Raw genomic sequence first — 19,502 nt, forward strand, 5'->3', positions numbered from 1 at the left:
AGCAGAATAAAACTACTAACCATACACTATCGGCTACAGGAAGATTTATTCTTAGTTTTTACTCAATCGGTCCTTCACATACTCAACTTTTATTTTGCCATGCGGAGCTGGTTTTCCATCATCACCAATATTAACCAGAACAATCCTATCTACTGTGATTATGGTTTCTCTTGTCATTTTATTTCTGACTTCACAATTCAATTCCAGAGAAGTTCGACCAAACTTAGTAGGTTCGATGCCAATCTCAACAATATCACCCTGACGAGCTGAACTTAGAAAATTGATCTCCGACATGAACTTGGTGACCACCTTTTTATTTTCTAACTGAATAGCTCCATATAATGCCGCCTCTTCATCTATCCAAGCCAATAACTTACCTCCAAATAAGGTTTCATTCGGATTTAAGTCTTCGGGTTTAACCCATTTTCTTGTATGAAATTTCATAATATTCTTTTTCTAATCTAACCATAAAATAATAGATGAAGTTTCGCATAAACTAATATTGTATCTCATAAGTTTTTCCCTTTTAGGGAATACTATTTGAATTGGCTATATTGTTGTTCTTCAAGTTTTAATGGCTCTATGAAAACCCTAATAGTCCTTCTAGTCACCTTCGTACAAATGCTGAGTGCTTTTTCTCAAAAAACAAATATCGAAAATGTGCCCTACCATCACACTCGATTACCTTCCAATCCTGTTCCAGAAGGAGTTTCATCTTTTTATTTGGTTTATGATTTAAGTAAGGTAAGCCCAAAATATATGCAGGAAGACTATGAGTTGAGTTTAGATAAAATAACAATTAATGGACTGACTAGATCTGAAAACGAAGGTGTGAAAATAATGGTATTCCCAGACACTCTGTCTGTTACTCACTATGCTAATTCAAGTAAGTATAATGACAAAATGAGATACAATCAGGTAGTAACAGTTAATAGAACCCTAAAATATAAATTGACAATGCCTGATGCCGATGAGGCATTCATTGAGGATATAATTGATGGTCATAAATACATTAAACACGGCGAATGGCAAACGTCTCAAAGTTCTGCAGAATCCTGGTATATCAACAATCGAAGTAGGCTAATTCAAGAGTATGACCCAGAAATAAAAACAAAAAATATTAATGCTTTATCTGCCAGAATTAGTAATGCTATTGGACATGGGCGAATAAAAGGCAGCGTACCTATTGGAACAATTAAAAAATTTAAAAAATACAGCTACCCAGAGTTAGATAGAGCACTGACTAATGCCAAAGGTGCCTTGGCCCTTCATGCAATAGAAGATGAATACATGCCAATAGTAATCAAAGACAAACTTCAAGAGAGTCTATTGATTTGGGAAAACATGCTTTTATCCAAAAATTTGAAAGAGAAAAATTCTAAAGTGAACAATGAAGTTGCAGCACTGCTCTACCAAAACCTATTGATCGTTTATGGGTTAATGGATGAATACGATAAAGTCGATGCTTTATATCAAGAAATTGAGTCGCTCATTAGTTCGTACCATCCAAAAAGCTGGGAATCCTATCTTGAAAACTGGAAAAATTACGTCGATTATCGACGAAAAAGGGTTTTAGCAAATCAAAGATAGTTCTATTACTAGACGTGAACTATAAATTTTGTTCAAGGTTGACATCTGACCCAATAAACTCCACCAATTGCTTAGCCAACGTCTGATAAGTCAATTGTGACGGATGAACACCGTCACTGAAATAAAGTGAAATGTCTGATGAAAGATTATATTCTTTCACCCAATTCTCAATAGAAATAACCTCAGAAGAGTAATAAACCTGATTAAACTCACCTACCACATCGTCGAGTGCCTCCCCCAGCAATTCCACCAAATTACCAATCGTCCATTTCATTAATGGCGTGAAAGCAGGAAACTCTTTAATTGGCGGCATATTAGTAAACACAATCGGCACTTGAGGAAATCTACAATTGAGTTGATTAATAAATTCTCGTATTTGACTTTTCCAACGAATGGGATTATTCAGCTTAAAGGCGTCATTACCTCCAATACCTACGACCACTAAATCCCAATCGTTGTCTTCGATTTGTATCAGTAATTCTTCACTCATTCTACCCACTGTAATTCCACTTTTGGCATGCACCGTCCAATGGACACATGATTTAAGTTTGTTTGCCAATTCATCAGCCAATGTACCTGCAAACCCATCTCTGTGATTTTCTACCCCTACACCAGCCATCGTGCTTTCCCCAATGATTAAAATTTTCATTTTCGGGCATTCAGAAAAACCACTTACTCCTGAAGGTTCTTTGGCTTCTGGTAAATCAGGTATTGATTTTTTAACCCTACGCCCCTGCAAGTACAAGAGTGGTAATAGTGGAATTGTTATGACCGCTCCTAATGAATATTTAAGGATCATAGTTTTGAATGAAAGTCATTTTTAAGAATTTCCAAAGGTAAAAGCATTCGAATAAAACCTTATAAGGTTACAAAAAATTTCCTGCTTTTTGTAACGACATATTATTGACCAGAAAAAGAAATGACTTCTGTAGCTAAGGCTAATTCAAGAAACTCTAACATTTGCACATCATTCATTTCTCTCGGCAACGGGGTCAGCATCATCATCGCTGCTACGTTGGAACCGAGCACCTCTCCTCCAACGGCCAGCAAATAATTACTTCCATCTAAATTGACTTCCTTAAAAATCACCGCATTTCGATATTCATTGTATTCATCTATTTCATCGTCATTTTCAAAATTGATGGCATTAGTATGCTGTTCAAACCCATTCAATATCCCACTGATGAAAAGATCCATCACATTAGAAGCTTCTTGAAATGATGGAGCATTAAAAGGGGCAAACGCCAAATAACTATGATCCCTTTCAATATGAAAAAGTTCATCTTCATAAGTAACCACAGCCCCAAAAGGAACGGCAAATGAAGCTCCAGTATTATAATCTTCATAAATATCGAAATTGGAATTGGATAAAATTTCATACATCCCATCTGACAAGAAATCATCCATATCTGCTTGGTCCTCTTCATCAAGTGTCCAATAAATATCCTCAAGCGAAGCAGTCCATGTTTTATGAACAGCAGTCCCTTTATCTGAGCTTACTGTACTTTTGGCTTCCGCATTGGCTACATAGCTATCGATCTCTGCGCTATTAACCGACTGTGGAATGTAATAGGAATGACTATAAAGATTTTGCTGTAATGATATTTTGGTAGGAATAGATTCGTTCGAACGAGCCAAACTTACAAGATATTGCTCTGAGGGCATCGCCCAGTTGATTCTTGCAGTTCCGCCTCGCAATCCACCATCTGCAATGCCAATTACTTCACCTTTTGATGTCAGAATTGGAGCACCTGAATGACCCGGTTGTATAATTGAACTGATTCGATAAATTTTTGCCGTTGGAAGCGGGTATCCCTGCGTCATCAGTTGCTGCTTCAGTTTATTCCCAGTCAGAATATCTGAAAGCGTTGGATAACGATTCAAACTACGCGAGAATTTAATCTCATCACCCTGAATTGTATACACACCATGAGGATAACCCCAGATAAAATAAGTCTCAGTCGACTGTGGATTTACATTTTTCGCTGTAAGCGGATTTAGTCCCAAATTCTCATCCAATTGCATTAGCGCCAGATCAGCTTCTTTGAGTACCCTCACTACTTTTGCAGAACAGCATTTTCCAGTAGTCGAGCAAACTTCAATATTACCCTCCATGCCTGCTACTGAATGCAAGGTGGTTACTACCCAAAATGGATCATTCCATGACCAACCAGTAGATGTATTTACCACTGTTGCAGGATTCCCATTTTCGTCAACACCAGGATAACTGGTCTTAATTTTCACTACAGATTGTGCACTATTCTGATCACTTTGTGCTTGTAAAAGCCATGAACTCAGTATAAGCATTGATAAAATTAAATATCGCATAGGTTTGAAGGTTTAGTTTAGTTCTCAATTGAGCAAAAGAATTTTTTAATGGATTCAACCAATATCATACGTTTTTGATAGGGCGTGGTCACTAGCAAATCAGCAACCTCCTTTGAAGTTTTTCCTTCCCAATTCATCATATTGTCAGAAAGTTGGCAATAACTGGATTTGTTCTCTTCTACTTGAAAGACCATTAATTGAATCTTTGAAAGAAAAGCCAACTGATCCTCTTTCGGTAAAATATTTAATGCATGCTGAGTCAATTCATGCAGAGTCGGCAGGTTTAACTTTTGCCATCCAGCCACCATCTTATTTACATTTCCTTTCCATAAATCTGGATCCATTTGCTCGCTCAATCCTTTGGTATCGCTCGACTTAAACAATGCAGATGTATTTGAACGCTGGATCGCGCCCTGCTCTTTCATGGTTTCACCCGTTTTAGGATCAATACCCAGTTTTTCGTAGAGGACATATTTTCTCGCTGCCAATGAATCATAACCAGCTTCTGTATAGACTTGAATTCGTTCACTCAGCGTAGGAGCAAACAAATCATGGGTTCGAATAGTAAGTCCCCAGAGAATACCTCCTGCTACAGCCAACCCGAAACTACCTAACTTTATATTGCTTAAAAGTGACGAATTTTCATTCGAATCGCGCTGACCAATTTTATTTTCGAATCCCAAAAATCCTCCCATTATTCCGACTAAGGAACCCATAACTAACTTGACCGTAGGTGATACAGACAGACCAATGATGAGCCCCATAAGCAAGCCCATTCCGATTCCGGCATAAATATTTGAGATGATTAGACCACCTTTAGATTTTTCTTGCATGGTTAGATTAGGGTTAGGTTCAGGATTAAGTAATATTAGATGAAATAGTTATCTAATTTTCTCTGATGTGCTGGACAAGATCAAATAATTAATTCTTGCAGGTATAATAATAGTGCATTTACCCTAATCAACAAAGCAAGTGGGTTAATGGATTATAAAAATAATTATCGAATCCTCTTGATCACTTTTCCATATCACTCAATTCTAAATTGAGCGCTTTTGTAGACATCTGGATTTCTATAAGTGAATAAATCAGAGAAATAAGGAGTGAGAAAAGACTGCTTCCAAATAAATAGTTTGCCAATACAAAACCTTCTTGAAAAAGGGCAAACATGCAAGCAACTGTAAGTAGAAAGCTAAGCACCCCGAAGGCCTGCATTCGACGAACCATGTTAAGCCGTTTTCTCAAATTCTTAATCTGTCCTACAAGCACATGTTGTTTTTCCGTTTGTTGATATTTAGCATGCAGATTTCTAATCAAAGTGGCCAAGGCCAAAAAACGATTGGTATAGGCTAGAAGCAATAAGGTAATAGCCGGAAATAAAAGAGCCGGAGTAGATATTTCTAGTTGCAAAATATTGGTTTACTTTTTTTCGATAAGGGCGACCAATTCATCAGCATCCCAAGGCTTGCCTACGCTGCCCGTGAAGCCGAAATTTTTAATGGCATTTCTGATAATTTCGTCATTGACGTATTCAGAGATAATGATTCTGATCATATCTGGATAAAGATTCCCAACCTGCTCAAGTAACTCAACACCAGTCATTTCCGGCATTCGATGATCAGAAATGATCACATCGAACTTATCTGCCTCCATAAGCTTGAGTCCTTCTTTAGCGCTTTCGCATGTGGTTACATCGTACTTTCTTTTGAAAGCGATTCTGAAAACATTTAGGTTAGCTGCTTCATCATCCACATACAGCAACTTAATCTTATCTGCCATAATTATCGTTCTTTCTCTTTTCCTTTACTGGTAATGTAAAATACAAAAATATTATAACAATTTAAGGTGTAAATTAAAAGGCTTCTCGAACTGAAAGATAAAAGGCATGTTGCCCGTTATCAGTAAAACCTAAATCCATCCTAAAATTGAGTTTTTCATCTTTCAACGCTCTAAACCTTCCGCCAAGCCCATATATTGCCCTTAGCTTATTGGCCTTAAACTCCCCGAAATTATCAAAGACCTCGCCTACACCAGCAAAAATCACTCCTCCAAATCTCCAAAAAAGCTCTTGTCTTGCTTCGACCTGAAAATAAGCGGACTGACGGTCGCGATACAAATTTCTATGCTCTACTCCTCGTAGTCTTCCTCCACCTCCTATTTTGTTCAACTTATAAAATGGGATATTATCTCCTGAAGTCAAGTCCATTCTAAATTGAATAGCTAATACACTTTTAGGCCCCAAAAACTTAAAATAATGACGATAATCAGCTACATAATTGATGTAATTGTATTCACCTCCCAATGCTGCCCCATAGAATGTAGCACTGACATTAATAAAACGTCCGTGTGTTGGCCACAAGGTACTATTTCGGGTGTCGTTTCTAAAACCAGGCCCTAATCCCATATTTCTACCACCTGAAAGCCCCACTGGGCTATCATTTTCCAATAATCCCTCATCCTCAATACCATCGATCTTGTTATACTGAATATCAAATGTTAACCCTCCAAACCACTGAGGATTCACAGGTTTATATAAGCTTCCTTTCAGTTGAACATATTTGTCAGTATATATTTCTGAAACGGATGGATCCGTATCTGGTCCTATGCCATAATAATTATCTGGAAAATCAAAACCACGAGCCTCCATGTTCAGATTCATCCCATTACCAAAAAAAAGATCAAAGTCTGATTTAACAAGTATTTGCTTGTTTGTAGTAAAAACGACATAGGGTGTAATCGAGGACGGTCTATGAAATGTGGAATCCTTTGATTTTGTATTGAATACAAAAAAAGCAATTGTTCCTATATTGACTTTCGTTTCTGGAGCGTAACCTACCGCTGGATATATAGCAAACTTGATTCGCTTTTCTTTCACGCTATCCTCCTCTTGAGCCCATCCCGTAAAGGAAATGCTCATTAATAAAAAACAGCAAATTAAGGTTTTTAGCATGTAGTTATTCGGCAGGCAATAAATTGAGTCCTAACTCATCCAACTGATCCTTAGCAATCGGAGAAGGAGATTCTATCATCACATCGCGCGCAGAGGTATTTTTAGGGAAGGCTATAAAATCTCTGATAGAATCTGAGCCTCCAAACATAGAGCATAATCTATCAAATCCAAAAGCAATTCCACCATGAGGTGGTGCTCCATACTCAAAAGCATCCATAAGGAAGCCAAATTGTTCCTTCGCTTCTTCATCAGTAAAGCCAAGGTGCTTAAACATCATAGCCTGTGTTGCTCGATCGTGGATTCTTATAGACCCTCCACCGATCTCAACTCCATTGATTACCAAATCGTAGGCATTGGCATGAACTTTACCTGGATCTGTATCTAATAATGGAATTTCGTCTGGCTTAGGCGAGGTGAATGGGTGGTGCATCGCATGATAACGTTCTGTATCTTCGTCCCATTCTAAAAGTGGGAAATCCAACACCCAAAGCGGTTTGAAGTTCATTGGGTCTCTTAGCTCCAGCAGGTCACCCATGTGCAATCTCAATTCACACATTTGTTTTCTGGTCGCATTCAATTCGCCTGACAATACCAATATTAAGTCTCCCGGCTTTGCTTCGGCTTTGTCTGCCCAAGCCTTTAAATCCTCTTGCGAATAAAATTTATCTACTGATGATTTGAAAGTACCATCTTCATTGCACTTCACATAGACTAGGCCTTTCGCTCCTACTTGAGGTCTTTTTACAAAGTCCGTCAGAGCATCTAGCTGCTTACGTGTAAATTCTGCACACCCTTCTGCACAAATTCCAACAACCAACTCTGCCTGATCGAATACATTAAAGCCTTTGTTTTGAGCTACATCATTCAACTCTATGAATGGCATGCCAAATCTTACATCAGGTTTGTCTGAGCCATAGAGACGCATGGCGTCATCATACTGCATATGTACGAACTCTCCCACCTCTACATCGAGTGCTTGCTTAAACAAATGACGGGTCAAACCTTCGAAAGTATTCAAAATATCTTCTTGAGTCACAAAAGACATTTCACAGTCTATTTGTGTAAACTCTGGCTGACGATCTGCTCTCAAATCCTCATCTCTGAAGCACTTCACAATCTGGAAGTATCTATCAAACCCAGACACCATCAATAACTGTTTGAATGTCTGTGGCGACTGAGGCAAGGCATAAAACTCACCTTTATTTACCCTAGAAGGTACCACAAAATCTCTTGCTCCTTCAGGTGTAGATTTGATTAAAACGGGTGTCTCGACTTCCATGAAACTTTGGTCAGACAAATATGACCTTGTGGCCTGAAGCATTTTATGACGAAGCATCAATTTTTCCCGAACCTCGTCCCTTCGCAAATCGAGGTATCTATATTTCATTCTAAGCTCTTCACCACCATCCGTGTCATTATCAATGATAAATGGAGGTACTTTAGAAGCGTTCAAAACTTCCAATTCACTCACTTTTATTTCTATTTCACCCGTAGGGATCTTGTCATTTTTTGCATATCGCTCGACTACCTCACCTGTAGCTTTTAATACAAATTCGCGACCCACAGTCTTTGCTTTCTCTACCAACGCCGTAGCTGTTTGGCCTTCTTCGAAAATGAGCTGAGTGATTCCATATCGATCTCGCAAATCGATCCAAACCATTCCACCTTTGTCTCGTACTTTCTGTACCCATCCACAAAGTGTTACTTCTTTTCCGGCATCTGCCAATCTCAATTCGCCACAAGTCTGCGTTCTAAGCATAATAATTGTATTATAAAAAATGAAGCCGCAAATTTAATCATTGTCTTGTTTTGGGCTTCATCACGAGGTAGTTTAATTTTGATTTTTCACTAGCTTTAAAAAATTCGCAAAATCATGGGTGTCTTTTTATTTATAAGTCTAATCTTTTCAAATTTTCTTGACAGTGGGTTGACAAAAGTCAATGTCACAGAAGAGATTACAATGATGATTCCTTCTAATTTCAGATTGATGACTGATGACGAAGTAGCCAGTCGCTATTTCACTACCAAAAGGCCAATTGCCATCTATACCAATGAGGCTGTGATTGTAGATCTAGGTATTAACAAATCAGTGACTGAATGGATCGCTGATGATTTAGAGATTATGGTGAGTTTTCAAAAATCCAATATTTACAATTTCTATGATCAAATAGAAATGATGAGTCAGGGTATCAAAGAAGTGAATGGTAAAAAAGCAGCATACTTTGAATTTATATCTACAGTCAAGCCAGATACTCAGTCATTTAGAGCTCAAAGCCCAGTAAAAAAATACACTTACATCCAATACATGATCGTTGGTAGCCACTCTTGGGTGTTTAATTTCACCAGTCCAGTTCAACTGCAAGCCGAATGGCAGCCACTGCTAGCAGATATTATGAACAGTATTGAATTCATCAAAAAGAAAAAATGATCCCTGGCTTACATAGCGATGAGGCTTTCATGAAAGAAGCACTCAAACAAGCGCACTATGCTTTCGAAGAAAACGAAGTGCCAATAGGGGCAGTAGTAGTTTGTGAAAACAAAATCATTTCTCGCGCTTATAATCAAGTAGAAAAATTGAATGACGTATCAGCTCATGCCGAAATTTTGGCGATCACCGCGGCAGAGAATTATCTAGGGACTAAATATTTAGTAGGATGTAAATTGTATGTGACCCTCGAACCTTGTACCATGTGCGCAGGAGCCACCTATTGGTCACAGCTCGACGAAGTCATCTATGGAGCGAGTGATGAGAAAAGAGGTTATACTCATCTTGCACCTAAGGCTACACACCCAAAAGCCAAAATCACTAAAGGTATCTTAGCCGAAGCATGTGGTGGACTGGTAACCGAATTCTTTAAGCGGATGAGAGGTAAAGATTAATTCCATTACAACGCCATACCCTGATTCTTTCAGGGTATCTGCCCGACCAACCTCTGCAGTCTCAGAAACAGATCACCCGGACTAATGCCTTGTGATGACGAGAGAAGTTTACGTTTGGTTCTAGAATCATATATCTTGATTCTATTCCCGTATAGAATAGAATGATCAATTGCTTACCTTTATTTTAGATTTACAATTAACTTTACTCTCAAGAATTTTTTAAACATAAATATAGATTAATCATGGCTTTTGAATTACCATCATTACCATATGCACACGATGCATTGGAACCTCATATCGACGTACGTACAATGGAAATCCATCATGGAAAACACCACAATGCCTACGTAACTAATTTGAATGGAGCGATTGCCGGTACTGAAATGGAAGGCAAATCTATCGAAGCACTTTGTGCAGAACATTCAGATGTGCCTGCTGTAAGGAATAATGGCGGTGGACACTTCAACCACTCTTTGTTCTGGACTGTAATGAGCCCTAACGGCGGCGGAAACCCTACAGGTGACATCGCTGGAGCTATTGACTCTGCTTTTGGTTCGTTTGATGCCTTTAAAGACGCATTCGCTAAAGCTGGTGCCACTAGATTTGGATCTGGCTGGGCTTGGCTTTGTGTAAAAGACGGTAAACTAGAAATTTGTTCTTCTGCGAATCAAGACAATCCATTGATGCCAGGTGTAGGCTGCGGAGGCACTCCAATTTTGGGTCTAGATGTTTGGGAACATGCATATTACCTAAATTACCAAAACAGACGTCCAGATTACATCAACGCATTTTTTAATGTAATCAACTGGGAAGAAGTAAACAAAAGATTTGCGGCTGCGAAATAAGTAAAGAAGTACTTACCCGATAAAACGCCATTTTAGCAAAACTAGAATGGCGTTTTTTATTGTTTAATCGAATAAAAAAGAGAATTCATCCAATAAGCAGAAATTAGAAGTAATTCTCGTTGCACCTAGGAGAAAATAAAGCATAAATTGCGGGTGCAATAAACAGCAATAGACCGAAAACCGATAAATTATGAGAAAAACACTACTCATCTCAGGGATAGTGATGACTACAGCTACCCTATTTCTTGTCTCAATTCAAAAATCAACCGATTTAGACAAAAAATCTTATGAACAACTTTTTGAGAAATATGACAAAGTAAAAGACCTGTCATATGAAGAAATCAAGAACCTTCCTAAAAGAGACCGCCCTGATTTAGCGCTGCTCCAAGAGTTTGAAACTACTAAAGATTTAAGCTTAGGATACCCTCCAATTAAAAGAAAGGTGGAGGCATTCAAAGTCGCACGCGAAAGGCTAGCAAGAAAATCTCAAGCACGTACAATTGATAACATTGAATGGAACGAAAGAGGGCCTAACAATGTAGGTGGTCGAACACGTGCATTAATGTTTGATCCAAATGACGATACAAACAAAAAAGTTTGGGCTGGAGGGATCTCTGGAGGAATTTGGTATAATAGTGACATTACAGACAGTGATGTCAGTTGGGTAAACGTGGACGATTTCATGACCAATTTATCCATTTGCTCATTCGCTTATGATCCAGGAACAACAACCACATTCTATGCTGGGACAGGTGAAAGCTGGACTAATGATTTTAGAGGGACTGGTATTTGGAAATCAACAGATTCAGGAGATAGTTGGAATCAGTTAAGCAGTACGGAAGATTTTGGATATACTACCAAAATTGTTGTTACTAGTGACTCCAAAATAATTGCAGCTACAAGTAATGGAATAAAAACATCAACCGATGGAGGGGACAATTGGAGTTCGCCGTCAACTGTTGATATTAATATGTCAGATCTTGAAATTGCTGAGGATGGTACATTAATTTGTTCTGGATTTATTGGAGATATTTACAAGTCCACAAACGATGGAGAAAGTTGGACAGACATTTCACCAAGTTTGGGAGGAAATCGAGTAGAGACAGCTATTGCCCCATCAAATTCTGATGTATTCTATGCCGCAGCAGCTCAAGGTAGTGATATTGGCTGGATGGCGGTTTCAACCGATGAGGGTTCAAACTGGACAGAAATCACAATCCCTTCCTATTTAGATCAATCTACATGTCAGGAATCTAGTAGCGATTTTTCTAGAGGGCAAGCGTGGTATGATTTAATTCTTGCCGTAAACCCTTCAGATGAAGATGAGGTAATAGTTGGAGGAATTGATCTACACAAATCCACAGATGGTGGTACAACTTGGACTGCCATCTCCTATTGGACAGGGAGTTGTGCGCCTTATGTGCATGCAGATCAGCATGCCATTGTGTTTAAGCCAGGCTCGTCTAGTGAAGCAATATTTGGAAATGATGGTGGAGTTTCTTATTCGGATGATATAGACCAAGAATCACCAACTTTCGAAACTAGAAACAATGATTACAATGTCACTCAATTCTATGCGCTGGCTATGCGTAATGAAGTAAATTCGAATGACATGCTGGCTGGCTCTCAAGACAATGGTACCCAGCAATACAGCACTTCAGGAATCAATTCAACTAATGAAGCTACAGGTGGAGATGGAGCATATTGCTTTATTGACCAAAACGAACCCGACATACAGATCACTAGTTATGTCTACAACAATTATTATTTATCACGAGATGGAGGCGCCTCGTTTAATGGCTTTGGAGTAGGAGATTCTGGTGGATTTATCAATCAATCAGACTATGATAGTGATGCAAACATTTTGTACGCCCGAGGAAATGATGATAACGTTTTGAACGTCTATACGATTACTGATTCAGATATCAACACAAGTACCATTTCAATTGAAATCGGTGGAGAAGCAACTCATATATTAGCATCACCGTACGAAGATAACGTACTTTACATTGGCTCAGATCTCGGTACTGTTACAAAAGTGACTAATGCAAACACAAGCAATCCAAGTACTGAAGAACTATTCGACACCTCTGGCACTGTAACAAGTATCGACATTAATGAGAACGGTGACAAGATGTTAGTTACAATTGGTAACTATGGAGCCAATTCTGTTTGGTTTTCAGCAGATGGAGGCGAAAATTGGGTAGATATTGAAGGAGACCTTCCTGATATGCCTGTATGGTGGGGAATGTTTACACCAAATAGTGACAACCAAGTCATATTGGCAACTGAAGTTGGGGTTTGGTCCTCTAGTGATATTTCTGCGACAGATGTAGAATGGGGTCCAGTAAATGAAGGTCTAGCTAATGTCAGTAGCCGTATGCTACAATATAGAACTTCTGATCAACGAGTAGGAGTTGCTACGCATGGCAGAGGTTTATTTACCTCATCGTCCTTTTCTAGCATCTCATTTGCCGATTTTTCTGCAGATAGTTACGTGACTTATATTGGAAAAGAAGTGGAATTCACAAACGAATCTGAAGCAACAATTTCTTCAACCTCATGGACTATCACTGATGGCTCTTCATACACAACTGAAGATATAACCCATACTTTTGATGAAGCAGGATGGCATAAAGTAACCCTAGAAATAAATGGAGAATTAACAAAGACTAAAAAAATCTTTGTTCTACCTAATAGAACCGTCAACTATGTTTGTGAAATCGAAAACGAACCAGTTGATACTTACGCAGATAATATCAAAGGAGAAGTAGGTTTTGAATTAGGCAATAGCACAATTGATGGAAAAGACGGTGTAACTAGTGGCGAATCTGCTTGGGTACTAGGATTAGAAGATGAAACATATACGGATGAATCTGAGACGCACATTTATTTCCCTGAATATGATTTTAGCGCTGATGGAACCTACACTATCTCTTTCCAAACAAATTACTCTTTCGAAGCACAATGGGATGGTTTTATAGTCGAGTATACAATAGATCAAGGCGACAACTGGGTCAAATTAGGAAGTGCTGTTGAAACGGGCTGGTACAACCAAACATCAGATGCTCAATCAGTTTTTGGAGAATCGGTTCCAATTTTTAGTGGTTCTACAGATGGCTATGAGCTTAAATCAAAAGATGTATCTGGACTAGCTGGTAATCCAAATGTTACATTTAGATTGGTGTATATGTCAGATGCAGCCGAAGTTGAAATTGGTATGGCTCTGGACGACTTCAGTGTTACCGGACCAGATGCAGACATCGTTCCTGATTTTTCCATTCCTTACCAAGAAGAACACTGCACGGAATCAACAATAGTATTTTACCAAAATTGTTCTATTGGAACTGAAAGTTATAACTGGGATTTCGGAGATGGAGCTTCACCTGAATCTGCAACTGGAAAAGGACCGCATGAAGTTTTTTATTCAACTACTGGAGATAAAACAGTCTCCCTTACCATTACAGATGACTCTGAGACTGAATTTACTGAGACTAAAACAGACTTCATATCAGTTCTTGAGAGTATGACTAGCTCTGCTAGTATTTCCATATCTGAATCAGACATTTGCAAAGGAGATGATGCTACTTTTTTGATTGATAATTCTGAAGATGGAAAGACTTATCAGGTATTTGACAATGAGTCAAACGAAGCAGTTTCAGAAACTGAATCAGGGACTGGAGATTTGTTGGAAATAGCAGTTAGTGATATTGATAATTCTGGAGAATTCTACGTCGAAATTGCAAAAGACGGTTATTGTAAAGTTTATTCAGATATACTCGAATTGACTGTGACTGATATAAAAGAAACAGAACTAAGCGACAGTGAAATCACTATTTGCGAAGGAGATATTGTTAGTATCGGAATCGAAAATTCTATTGAAGGCGTATCATATCAATTGGTTTTCGAAGAATCTGGAGAAAATACTGGCAATCCAAAAGCAGGTAATGGTGATACAATTATATTAACTAGTGATGAATTAACATCCGATACTGTTTTAAGTGTAAAGGCTGAAAGTGAAAATGCTGATTGTGAACTAAAATTTGCTTCTACGGTTGCTATTACAACTATAGCCTACCCAGATGTTACTATTACTGAATCTGATTTTATACTTACTGTAGAAGAAGGCGCGGACAATTACCAATGGTATATTGACGAAAGAATAATTTTAGATGCCAATTCAAATTCATATGAAGCAACTATGAATGGCGTATACTTTGTAATCGCTCAAAATGGCAATTGTGAAGCAACTTCAGATAATCTTAGCTTAATTGTAAGCGGAATTGAAGAAGCAGACTTGGCAAGAAGAGCGTATCCCAATCCATCAACTGGGACAATCAGTTTCGACATCAAAGAACCAATGCAAATTAATATCTATGCAATTTCAGGTGAATTGGTAATAGTGAAAGAATTGAATGCAAGCAAAGTGGTAGATCTAGGCAACCTTCAAAACGGACTCTATATTATAGAATCCATCACTAATGGTACTAGACAAAAACAAACGGTGGTATTGAACAAGTAAATCAGAGCCACGCTTAATAAAAAAGGCATTTCAGTTATGAAATGCCTTTTTTATTTACAGCTGTTAACCTTACTTTTCAAGATACTCCTTCTTTGGGATCATTGTTTGTGTTTTCAATTCATAAATTTTAGTAAAGTCATCATTGGTTTGATCCTGTCTTACATATCCAGGCGTATTGAAAATTTCTAATCGTTCATCATCAAACCATTTCACATTTCCACCATCGATGCTGGATTCGTAAATTACCGACGAATCATCAAGGCTTATCACCATAAAAGAAACTGTATTCCTCGGTTGTTCTGGAGTACTCGGAGATTCGTTAACACAAAGCACCATCGTCTCAGATTGGTTTTTCAAACATTGAGCGGTTCCACCCAATTGATCTTCTGCTATTTGAACAAAAGGAATAGGATCGGTGGAGTTATTGTTTACGGCTTTTGGTGCATTACATGCTGATACGAAAACTATGAATAGTATTGTTAATCTCATTGGGTTTGTTTTTTGACAAAAATAGAAGAATACATGGCCATCCAAAGAAAAAACTATCTTTTAGGCCTCTTCTTTTTCAAATCGAAAATGTCCTTTCTTCGATCTTTCAAATTTTGCACACTTCCAAATTGATTCAATTCTCTTAGTAAATCGATATCTACATCTGCGATCAAAATCATTTCTGCATTGGGTGTAGCCTCCGCCTTAATGCCGTTAGTCGGGAACGCAAAATCACAAGGTGTAAATACCATAGACTGAGCAAACTGAATATCCATATTATGCACTTTGGGTAAATTGCCTACACTTCCAGCTATAGCTACATAACATTCGTTCTCAATCGCACGAGCCTGCGAACAATTTCTGACTCGTGAATATCCATTTTGTGTGTCAGTAAGAAATGGAACAAAAAGAATATCCATACCTTCATCTGCCAACAATCTGCTTAACTCTGGAAACTCCGAATCGTAACAGATCAACACACCAATTTTCCCGCAATCTGTATCAAATGCCTTTATTTCATAACCACCTTGCATCCCCCAGACTTTGGATTCATCAGGAGTAACATGAATTTTTTCATATCGCTCGGTCGTACCATCTCTTCTACACAGATAGCCCACATTATAAAGCAAATCCTCTTTAATCTCTGGCATACTACCCGTGATGATGTTGATGTTGTAAGAGATTGCCAATTCGGAAAATCTCCTCACGATTTCATCTGTATGTTTGGCCAATTCTCGAATAGCATCTGGCTCTGACAAATGATTGTTCTCTGCCATGAGTGGTGCGTTGAAAAATTCTGGAAAGAGTGCGAAATCACAACGATATCCAGAGACTGCATCCACAAAATACTCTGCCTGTTGCATCAGTTCTTCCAAGTCTTTGTACAATCTCATTTGCCACTGCACCAATCCTAGTCGGACTATTTTCTTTTTGGTTTCGGCTTTTTTCGTTGGCTTTTTGTAATAGATATTGTCCCACTCTAACAATACAGCATATTCACTTGAGGCCTCATCTCCTTCTAAATAGCCAGTCAATACTTTAGATGGATGAAAGTCATTCGAAATTTGAAAGTTCAGAACAGGATCATCTATTTCCTTCCGTTTCACTCGCTCGATGTATTCCTTAGGCGAAATTTCTTCAGCAAAGGTGTGGTAATTTGGAATCCGACCTCCAAAAGCAATCATTCTGAGATTCATCCGCTCACATAACTCCTTGCGATAATCGTAAAGGCGCCTACCTAACCTCAGTCCTCTAAATTCGGATTTGATGAAAACATCAATGCCATACAATACATCTCCTTCATCTGTATGTGTGTCGAAGGTATAGTTGCCTGTGATTTCTTTGTAGGTATGGTGCTCGTCGAATTGATTGTATTTGACAATGATGGAAAGTGCACAACCAGCCAATTGACCATTGACTTTGATCACCACCTGTCCGTCTGGAAATTTATCAATTAAAGATTTGATCTCGTCAGCCTTCCAATAAGCATCTTGAATGCTGCTATACGCCTCTATCATGGCCTTTTTCAACTCCTTGTAGTCTCCAAGAGTCAAATAGGTCAATTCAATATTTTCAATTTCCATTAAATTATTCCATTTGGATATATGGAATAAAGCTAGTGTAATAAGTTAGTATTTGAACAAGCGAAGTATAATTTTAGAAAATAAGGGTTGATTAAACTCAACCCTTATTTATTCATATTCCGTATTTCTTAAGAACTAACTTTAATTAGTTACAATTACCAGATTCATGCTCCGTTTGATATGCCGGTGAGTGGTCATATTGATACCAAGAACTCCAACTCGTGGATTCTGATCCATATGTCCATTTAATCTTAATACGTCTTAGACTGGTACCATGGAAATTATCGAAATAATGAGTACAACCATTACTTGCATATTGCTCCAAAAGGTCTACCCATTCACCTGCACCTGAATTACTTCCTTGATAAGTAAATATTTGCATTTTAGACTCAATTTTCAATAATTCAGAAGTGCTATTGATACTATTTCTTTTATCATCCAAAATTTCACAAAAACCCCACCATCCATAAATTAAATTATTATAATCAAATTCGGCATCACAGATATCCGGTGGGTTGAGATTGCCACTAGTCGTTTTAGAAGTTGAAGCTATAGGCGAAACTTGTGAACCGTTAATTTTAGTTCCTTGCATTTTGATGTAATATTTTACTCCTGGAACTAAATCAGTAAACGTAAAACTATTACCCGTTGAAAGTCCACCACCCTGAACCGAGGAGTAATTAAAATTTGAAACTCTGGAAATTTTCAATTCAACTCTCATAGCTACATTGGTAGTCCAGTTAACTGTAATTGTAGTACCTGTACTAGAAACAGAAGTAATGTTCGGAGGATCCACATCTCCTAATTCAGGTAGAGGTCTTGAAGCTTCATCCTCAATGTTTGGTTTCGGTAATTCACTTCCCTCCTCGCAGTTGGTAAGTAAAAGGGATAGACAGGCTATGCCTAAAATTATTTTTTTCATAGTAAGATTGTTTATAAAAGTTTAGTTTTAATTATTTACGAATTAGTCTTTATTCTGAATTGTAATAAAGGATTTGGCTTGCGTTGTTAACTGTTAAGTAGCATGCCATCTAAGAGAGAGCAGAATTCTACTCCTGCCCTCTGTCAGATGACTATTATTCAACGATTAGCAGCTCTTGTTTGACAGACCCGGCGTCGTGGCCTGTTTTAATAATGTAGTTTCCGGATTTTAGATTTACATTTTCAATCGTACCATCTTTTGGTGAGATTTTTCGAGAGAAAATCAAAGCGCCATTGAAATCATAGATTTTAATTTCTTCATCAGGCTGTTCTATACTTGCCGGCATCTCTGGTCCTCCACCTCCATCACATGGATCACCTGGACCATCATCAATCTTCTTTAAAGTAATAAATCCATCTTTTGAAGGATTAGGAAAAGCTTTAACCATCATCGGAGCAGTACCACAAGGGTTTCCTCCACCACCTCCTGAGCCGCCCAATATTTCGACATATTTATCTAAACTGACAGACCCACATGCATTACTCGCTGTTACGGTTAGCCAGCCTTGACCATCACACTCTGCTTGTGCATATAATTTTTTTGAATTATTATTCAATATTTTCCAACTACACGAAGAACCAGGATAGGTATAAGTCCAGTTATAAGAGGGGTTGTTGGTTGCACTAGGAGCAGTGTAGTATTCGAAATTTCCAACGTTCACTTCGTCATCTCCTTGTATAGAATTAGTCCCAAATTCAGGAGATCCAACCCATACAGACTTATGTGTCCAATCACCATACTCATTTGATGGTAAAATTTTACATCTTGCAGATACCGTATATTTTCCTGAAGCTGAATTGGGAGCAGAAAGAGTCACCTTACCATTCGATCCGTAGGAAACCGACAAACCTTGAGGAATTTTCCAATCAATCTCCCAGTGAAAGCAGTCTAGGGTAGCACTAACAGTTGGTGTATATACTTTAGATTGACCACCTGGGCATAATACAGAAACACCACCAATAGATGGTTTAGAATATTTTGTTAAAACATTCAACGTTCTGGTTTCTGTATTATAACATCCTATACCGCCTGAAATTGATGCTTGAATTTTATAAGTTTTATTTGCGGGAGCCGGAAATGTAAACTTTATATTGGGTCCAGCACCGTACTCAACCTGATTGCCATTGGAGTCATAAATGGCCCAAATATATGTACCACAAGATCCGAAAAAAAAATCTGAATCCAGTGTGTATGTATATTCTTGCCTAGGACAAACCTCACTTGGGCCCGAAATAGAAAGCCATGAAGCACTAACTACAGTGCTTTCTATAATTATTATTAAGGTGAATAAAAGTGTTTTCATATTCATAATAAAGTAGGTTTTAAAAATTGATTT

At 38.1% G+C, this 19,502-nt stretch carries 17 protein-coding genes; 5 read left to right on the top strand and 12 right to left on the bottom strand.

All coding sequences use genetic code 11. The features are described from left to right. Positions 1–51 precede the first annotated feature (51 nt). Entirely contained in the window at positions 52–444 is a 393-nt protein-coding gene (locus tag ABJH98_RS02040) for a hotdog domain-containing protein (RefSeq protein ID WP_348305946.1), read from the bottom strand. A 138-nt stretch (positions 445–582) separates the two neighbouring features. Here ABJH98_RS02040 and ABJH98_RS02045 point away from each other — a divergent pair, with 138 nt between their 5' ends. After that, entirely contained in the window at positions 583–1,590 is a 1,008-nt protein-coding gene (locus tag ABJH98_RS02045; RefSeq protein ID WP_348305947.1) for a hypothetical protein, read from the top strand. A gap of 19 nt (positions 1,591–1,609) precedes the next feature. Here ABJH98_RS02045 and ABJH98_RS02050 read toward each other — a convergent pair whose 3' ends face one another. The 7 genes from ABJH98_RS02050 to aspS all read right to left on the bottom strand — a co-directional run bounded on the left by ABJH98_RS02050 (position 1,610) and on the right by aspS (position 8,624). Then, positions 1,610–2,389: an SGNH/GDSL hydrolase family protein gene (locus ABJH98_RS02050; RefSeq protein ID WP_348305948.1), complete on the bottom strand. Its 780-nt coding sequence runs from the start codon at positions 2,387–2,389 to the stop codon at positions 1,610–1,612. Positions 2,390–2,490: 101 nt separating this feature from the next. Next, positions 2,491–3,918, bottom strand: coding sequence for a serine protease (locus tag ABJH98_RS02055; protein WP_348305949.1), 1,428 nt, complete (start codon positions 3,916–3,918; stop codon positions 2,491–2,493). A gap of 17 nt (positions 3,919–3,935) precedes the next feature. Further along, positions 3,936–4,751 carry a hypothetical protein gene (locus ABJH98_RS02060; protein WP_348305950.1) on the bottom strand — a complete coding sequence of 272 codons (816 nt, stop codon included), beginning with the start codon at positions 4,749–4,751 and terminating at the stop codon, positions 3,936–3,938. Positions 4,752–4,932: 181 nt separating this feature from the next. Further along, complete coding sequence (locus tag ABJH98_RS02065; RefSeq protein ID WP_348305951.1) at positions 4,933–5,325, bottom strand: DUF2721 domain-containing protein; 393 nt, start codon at positions 5,323–5,325, stop codon at positions 4,933–4,935. Between the two features lie 9 nt (positions 5,326–5,334). Continuing rightward, positions 5,335–5,694: a response regulator gene (locus ABJH98_RS02070; protein WP_348305952.1), complete on the bottom strand. Its 360-nt coding sequence runs from the start codon at positions 5,692–5,694 to the stop codon at positions 5,335–5,337. A 73-nt stretch (positions 5,695–5,767) separates the two neighbouring features. Next, positions 5,768–6,832 (bottom strand): BamA/TamA family outer membrane protein, encoded by a 1,065-nt coding sequence (locus ABJH98_RS02075; RefSeq protein WP_348305953.1) that lies wholly within the window; start codon positions 6,830–6,832, stop codon positions 5,768–5,770. Positions 6,833–6,869: 37 nt separating this feature from the next. After that, on the bottom strand, positions 6,870–8,624 hold the full coding sequence (gene aspS / locus ABJH98_RS02080; RefSeq protein ID WP_348305954.1) for an aspartate--tRNA ligase: 1,755 nt from the start codon (positions 8,622–8,624) through the stop codon (positions 6,870–6,872). Positions 8,625–8,738: 114 nt separating this feature from the next. Here aspS and ABJH98_RS02085 point away from each other — a divergent pair, with 114 nt between their 5' ends. The 4 genes from ABJH98_RS02085 to ABJH98_RS02100 all read left to right on the top strand — a co-directional run bounded on the left by ABJH98_RS02085 (position 8,739) and on the right by ABJH98_RS02100 (position 15,112). Next, positions 8,739–9,293 (top strand): hypothetical protein, encoded by a 555-nt coding sequence (locus tag ABJH98_RS02085; protein ID WP_348305955.1) that lies wholly within the window; start codon positions 8,739–8,741, stop codon positions 9,291–9,293. Next, entirely contained in the window at positions 9,290–9,745 is a 456-nt protein-coding gene (locus ABJH98_RS02090) for a nucleoside deaminase (protein WP_348305956.1), read from the top strand. Before ABJH98_RS02085 ends, ABJH98_RS02090 begins: the two co-directional genes overlap by 4 nt. A gap of 242 nt (positions 9,746–9,987) precedes the next feature. Further along, complete coding sequence (locus ABJH98_RS02095) at positions 9,988–10,590, top strand: superoxide dismutase (RefSeq protein ID WP_348305957.1); 603 nt, start codon at positions 9,988–9,990, stop codon at positions 10,588–10,590. 190 nt (positions 10,591–10,780) lie between these two features. After that, complete coding sequence (locus tag ABJH98_RS02100; RefSeq protein ID WP_348305959.1) at positions 10,781–15,112, top strand: PKD domain-containing protein; 4,332 nt, start codon at positions 10,781–10,783, stop codon at positions 15,110–15,112. 69 nt (positions 15,113–15,181) lie between these two features. On the opposite strand, the gene ABJH98_RS02105 is transcribed toward ABJH98_RS02100, so the two are convergent. The 4 genes from ABJH98_RS02105 to ABJH98_RS02120 all read right to left on the bottom strand — a co-directional run bounded on the left by ABJH98_RS02105 (position 15,182) and on the right by ABJH98_RS02120 (position 19,475). Further along, a complete protein-coding gene (locus tag ABJH98_RS02105; RefSeq protein WP_348305960.1) occupies positions 15,182–15,601 on the bottom strand; it encodes a hypothetical protein in 420 nt (139 codons plus the stop codon). A gap of 53 nt (positions 15,602–15,654) precedes the next feature. Continuing rightward, on the bottom strand, positions 15,655–17,184 hold the full coding sequence (locus ABJH98_RS02110) for a GNAT family N-acetyltransferase (RefSeq protein ID WP_348305961.1): 1,530 nt from the start codon (positions 17,182–17,184) through the stop codon (positions 15,655–15,657). 145 nt (positions 17,185–17,329) lie between these two features. Then, positions 17,330–18,106, bottom strand: a complete 777-nt coding sequence (locus ABJH98_RS02115; RefSeq protein WP_348305962.1) for a fibronectin type III domain-containing protein — start codon at positions 18,104–18,106, stop codon at positions 17,330–17,332. 154 nt (positions 18,107–18,260) lie between these two features. Continuing rightward, entirely contained in the window at positions 18,261–19,475 is a 1,215-nt protein-coding gene (locus tag ABJH98_RS02120; RefSeq protein WP_348305963.1) for a T9SS type A sorting domain-containing protein, read from the bottom strand. Positions 19,476–19,502 lie beyond the last annotated feature (27 nt).

It is taken from the genome of Reichenbachiella sp. (genome assembly GCF_039969095.1).
Lineage (GTDB): Bacteria > Bacteroidota > Bacteroidia > Cytophagales > Cyclobacteriaceae > Reichenbachiella.

Bases quoted from the DNA above. Each gene is read 5' to 3' on its own strand.
- ABJH98_RS02060 (WP_348305950.1), bottom strand. From the start codon at position 4,751: ATGCAAGAAAAATCTAAAGGTGGTCTAATCATCTCAAATATTTATGCC.
- ABJH98_RS02085 (WP_348305955.1), top strand. From the start codon at position 8,739: ATGGGTGTCTTTTTATTTATAAGTCTAATCTTTTCAAATTTTCTTGAC.
- ABJH98_RS02115 (WP_348305962.1), bottom strand. From the start codon at position 18,106: ATGAAAAAAATAATTTTAGGCATAGCCTGTCTATCCCTTTTACTTACC.
- ABJH98_RS02120 (WP_348305963.1), bottom strand. From the start codon at position 19,475: ATGAATATGAAAACACTTTTATTCACCTTAATAATAATTATAGAAAGC.
- ABJH98_RS02090 (WP_348305956.1), top strand. From the start codon at position 9,290: ATGATCCCTGGCTTACATAGCGATGAGGCTTTCATGAAAGAAGCACTC.
- ABJH98_RS02040 (WP_348305946.1), bottom strand. From the start codon at position 444: ATGAAATTTCATACAAGAAAATGGGTTAAACCCGAAGACTTAAATCCG.
- ABJH98_RS02095 (WP_348305957.1), top strand. From the start codon at position 9,988: ATGGCTTTTGAATTACCATCATTACCATATGCACACGATGCATTGGAA.
- ABJH98_RS02050 (WP_348305948.1), bottom strand. From the start codon at position 2,389: ATGATCCTTAAATATTCATTAGGAGCGGTCATAACAATTCCACTATTA.
- ABJH98_RS02055 (WP_348305949.1), bottom strand. From the start codon at position 3,918: ATGCGATATTTAATTTTATCAATGCTTATACTGAGTTCATGGCTTTTA.
- ABJH98_RS02075 (WP_348305953.1), bottom strand. From the start codon at position 6,832: ATGAGCATTTCCTTTACGGGATGGGCTCAAGAGGAGGATAGCGTGAAA.
- aspS (WP_348305954.1), bottom strand. From the start codon at position 8,624: ATGCTTAGAACGCAGACTTGTGGCGAATTGAGATTGGCAGATGCCGGA.
- ABJH98_RS02045 (WP_348305947.1), top strand. From the start codon at position 583: ATGAAAACCCTAATAGTCCTTCTAGTCACCTTCGTACAAATGCTGAGT.
- ABJH98_RS02070 (WP_348305952.1), bottom strand. From the start codon at position 5,694: ATGGCAGATAAGATTAAGTTGCTGTATGTGGATGATGAAGCAGCTAAC.
- ABJH98_RS02105 (WP_348305960.1), bottom strand. From the start codon at position 15,601: ATGAGATTAACAATACTATTCATAGTTTTCGTATCAGCATGTAATGCA.
- ABJH98_RS02100 (WP_348305959.1), top strand. From the start codon at position 10,781: ATGAGAAAAACACTACTCATCTCAGGGATAGTGATGACTACAGCTACC.
- ABJH98_RS02110 (WP_348305961.1), bottom strand. From the start codon at position 17,184: ATGGAAATTGAAAATATTGAATTGACCTATTTGACTCTTGGAGACTAC.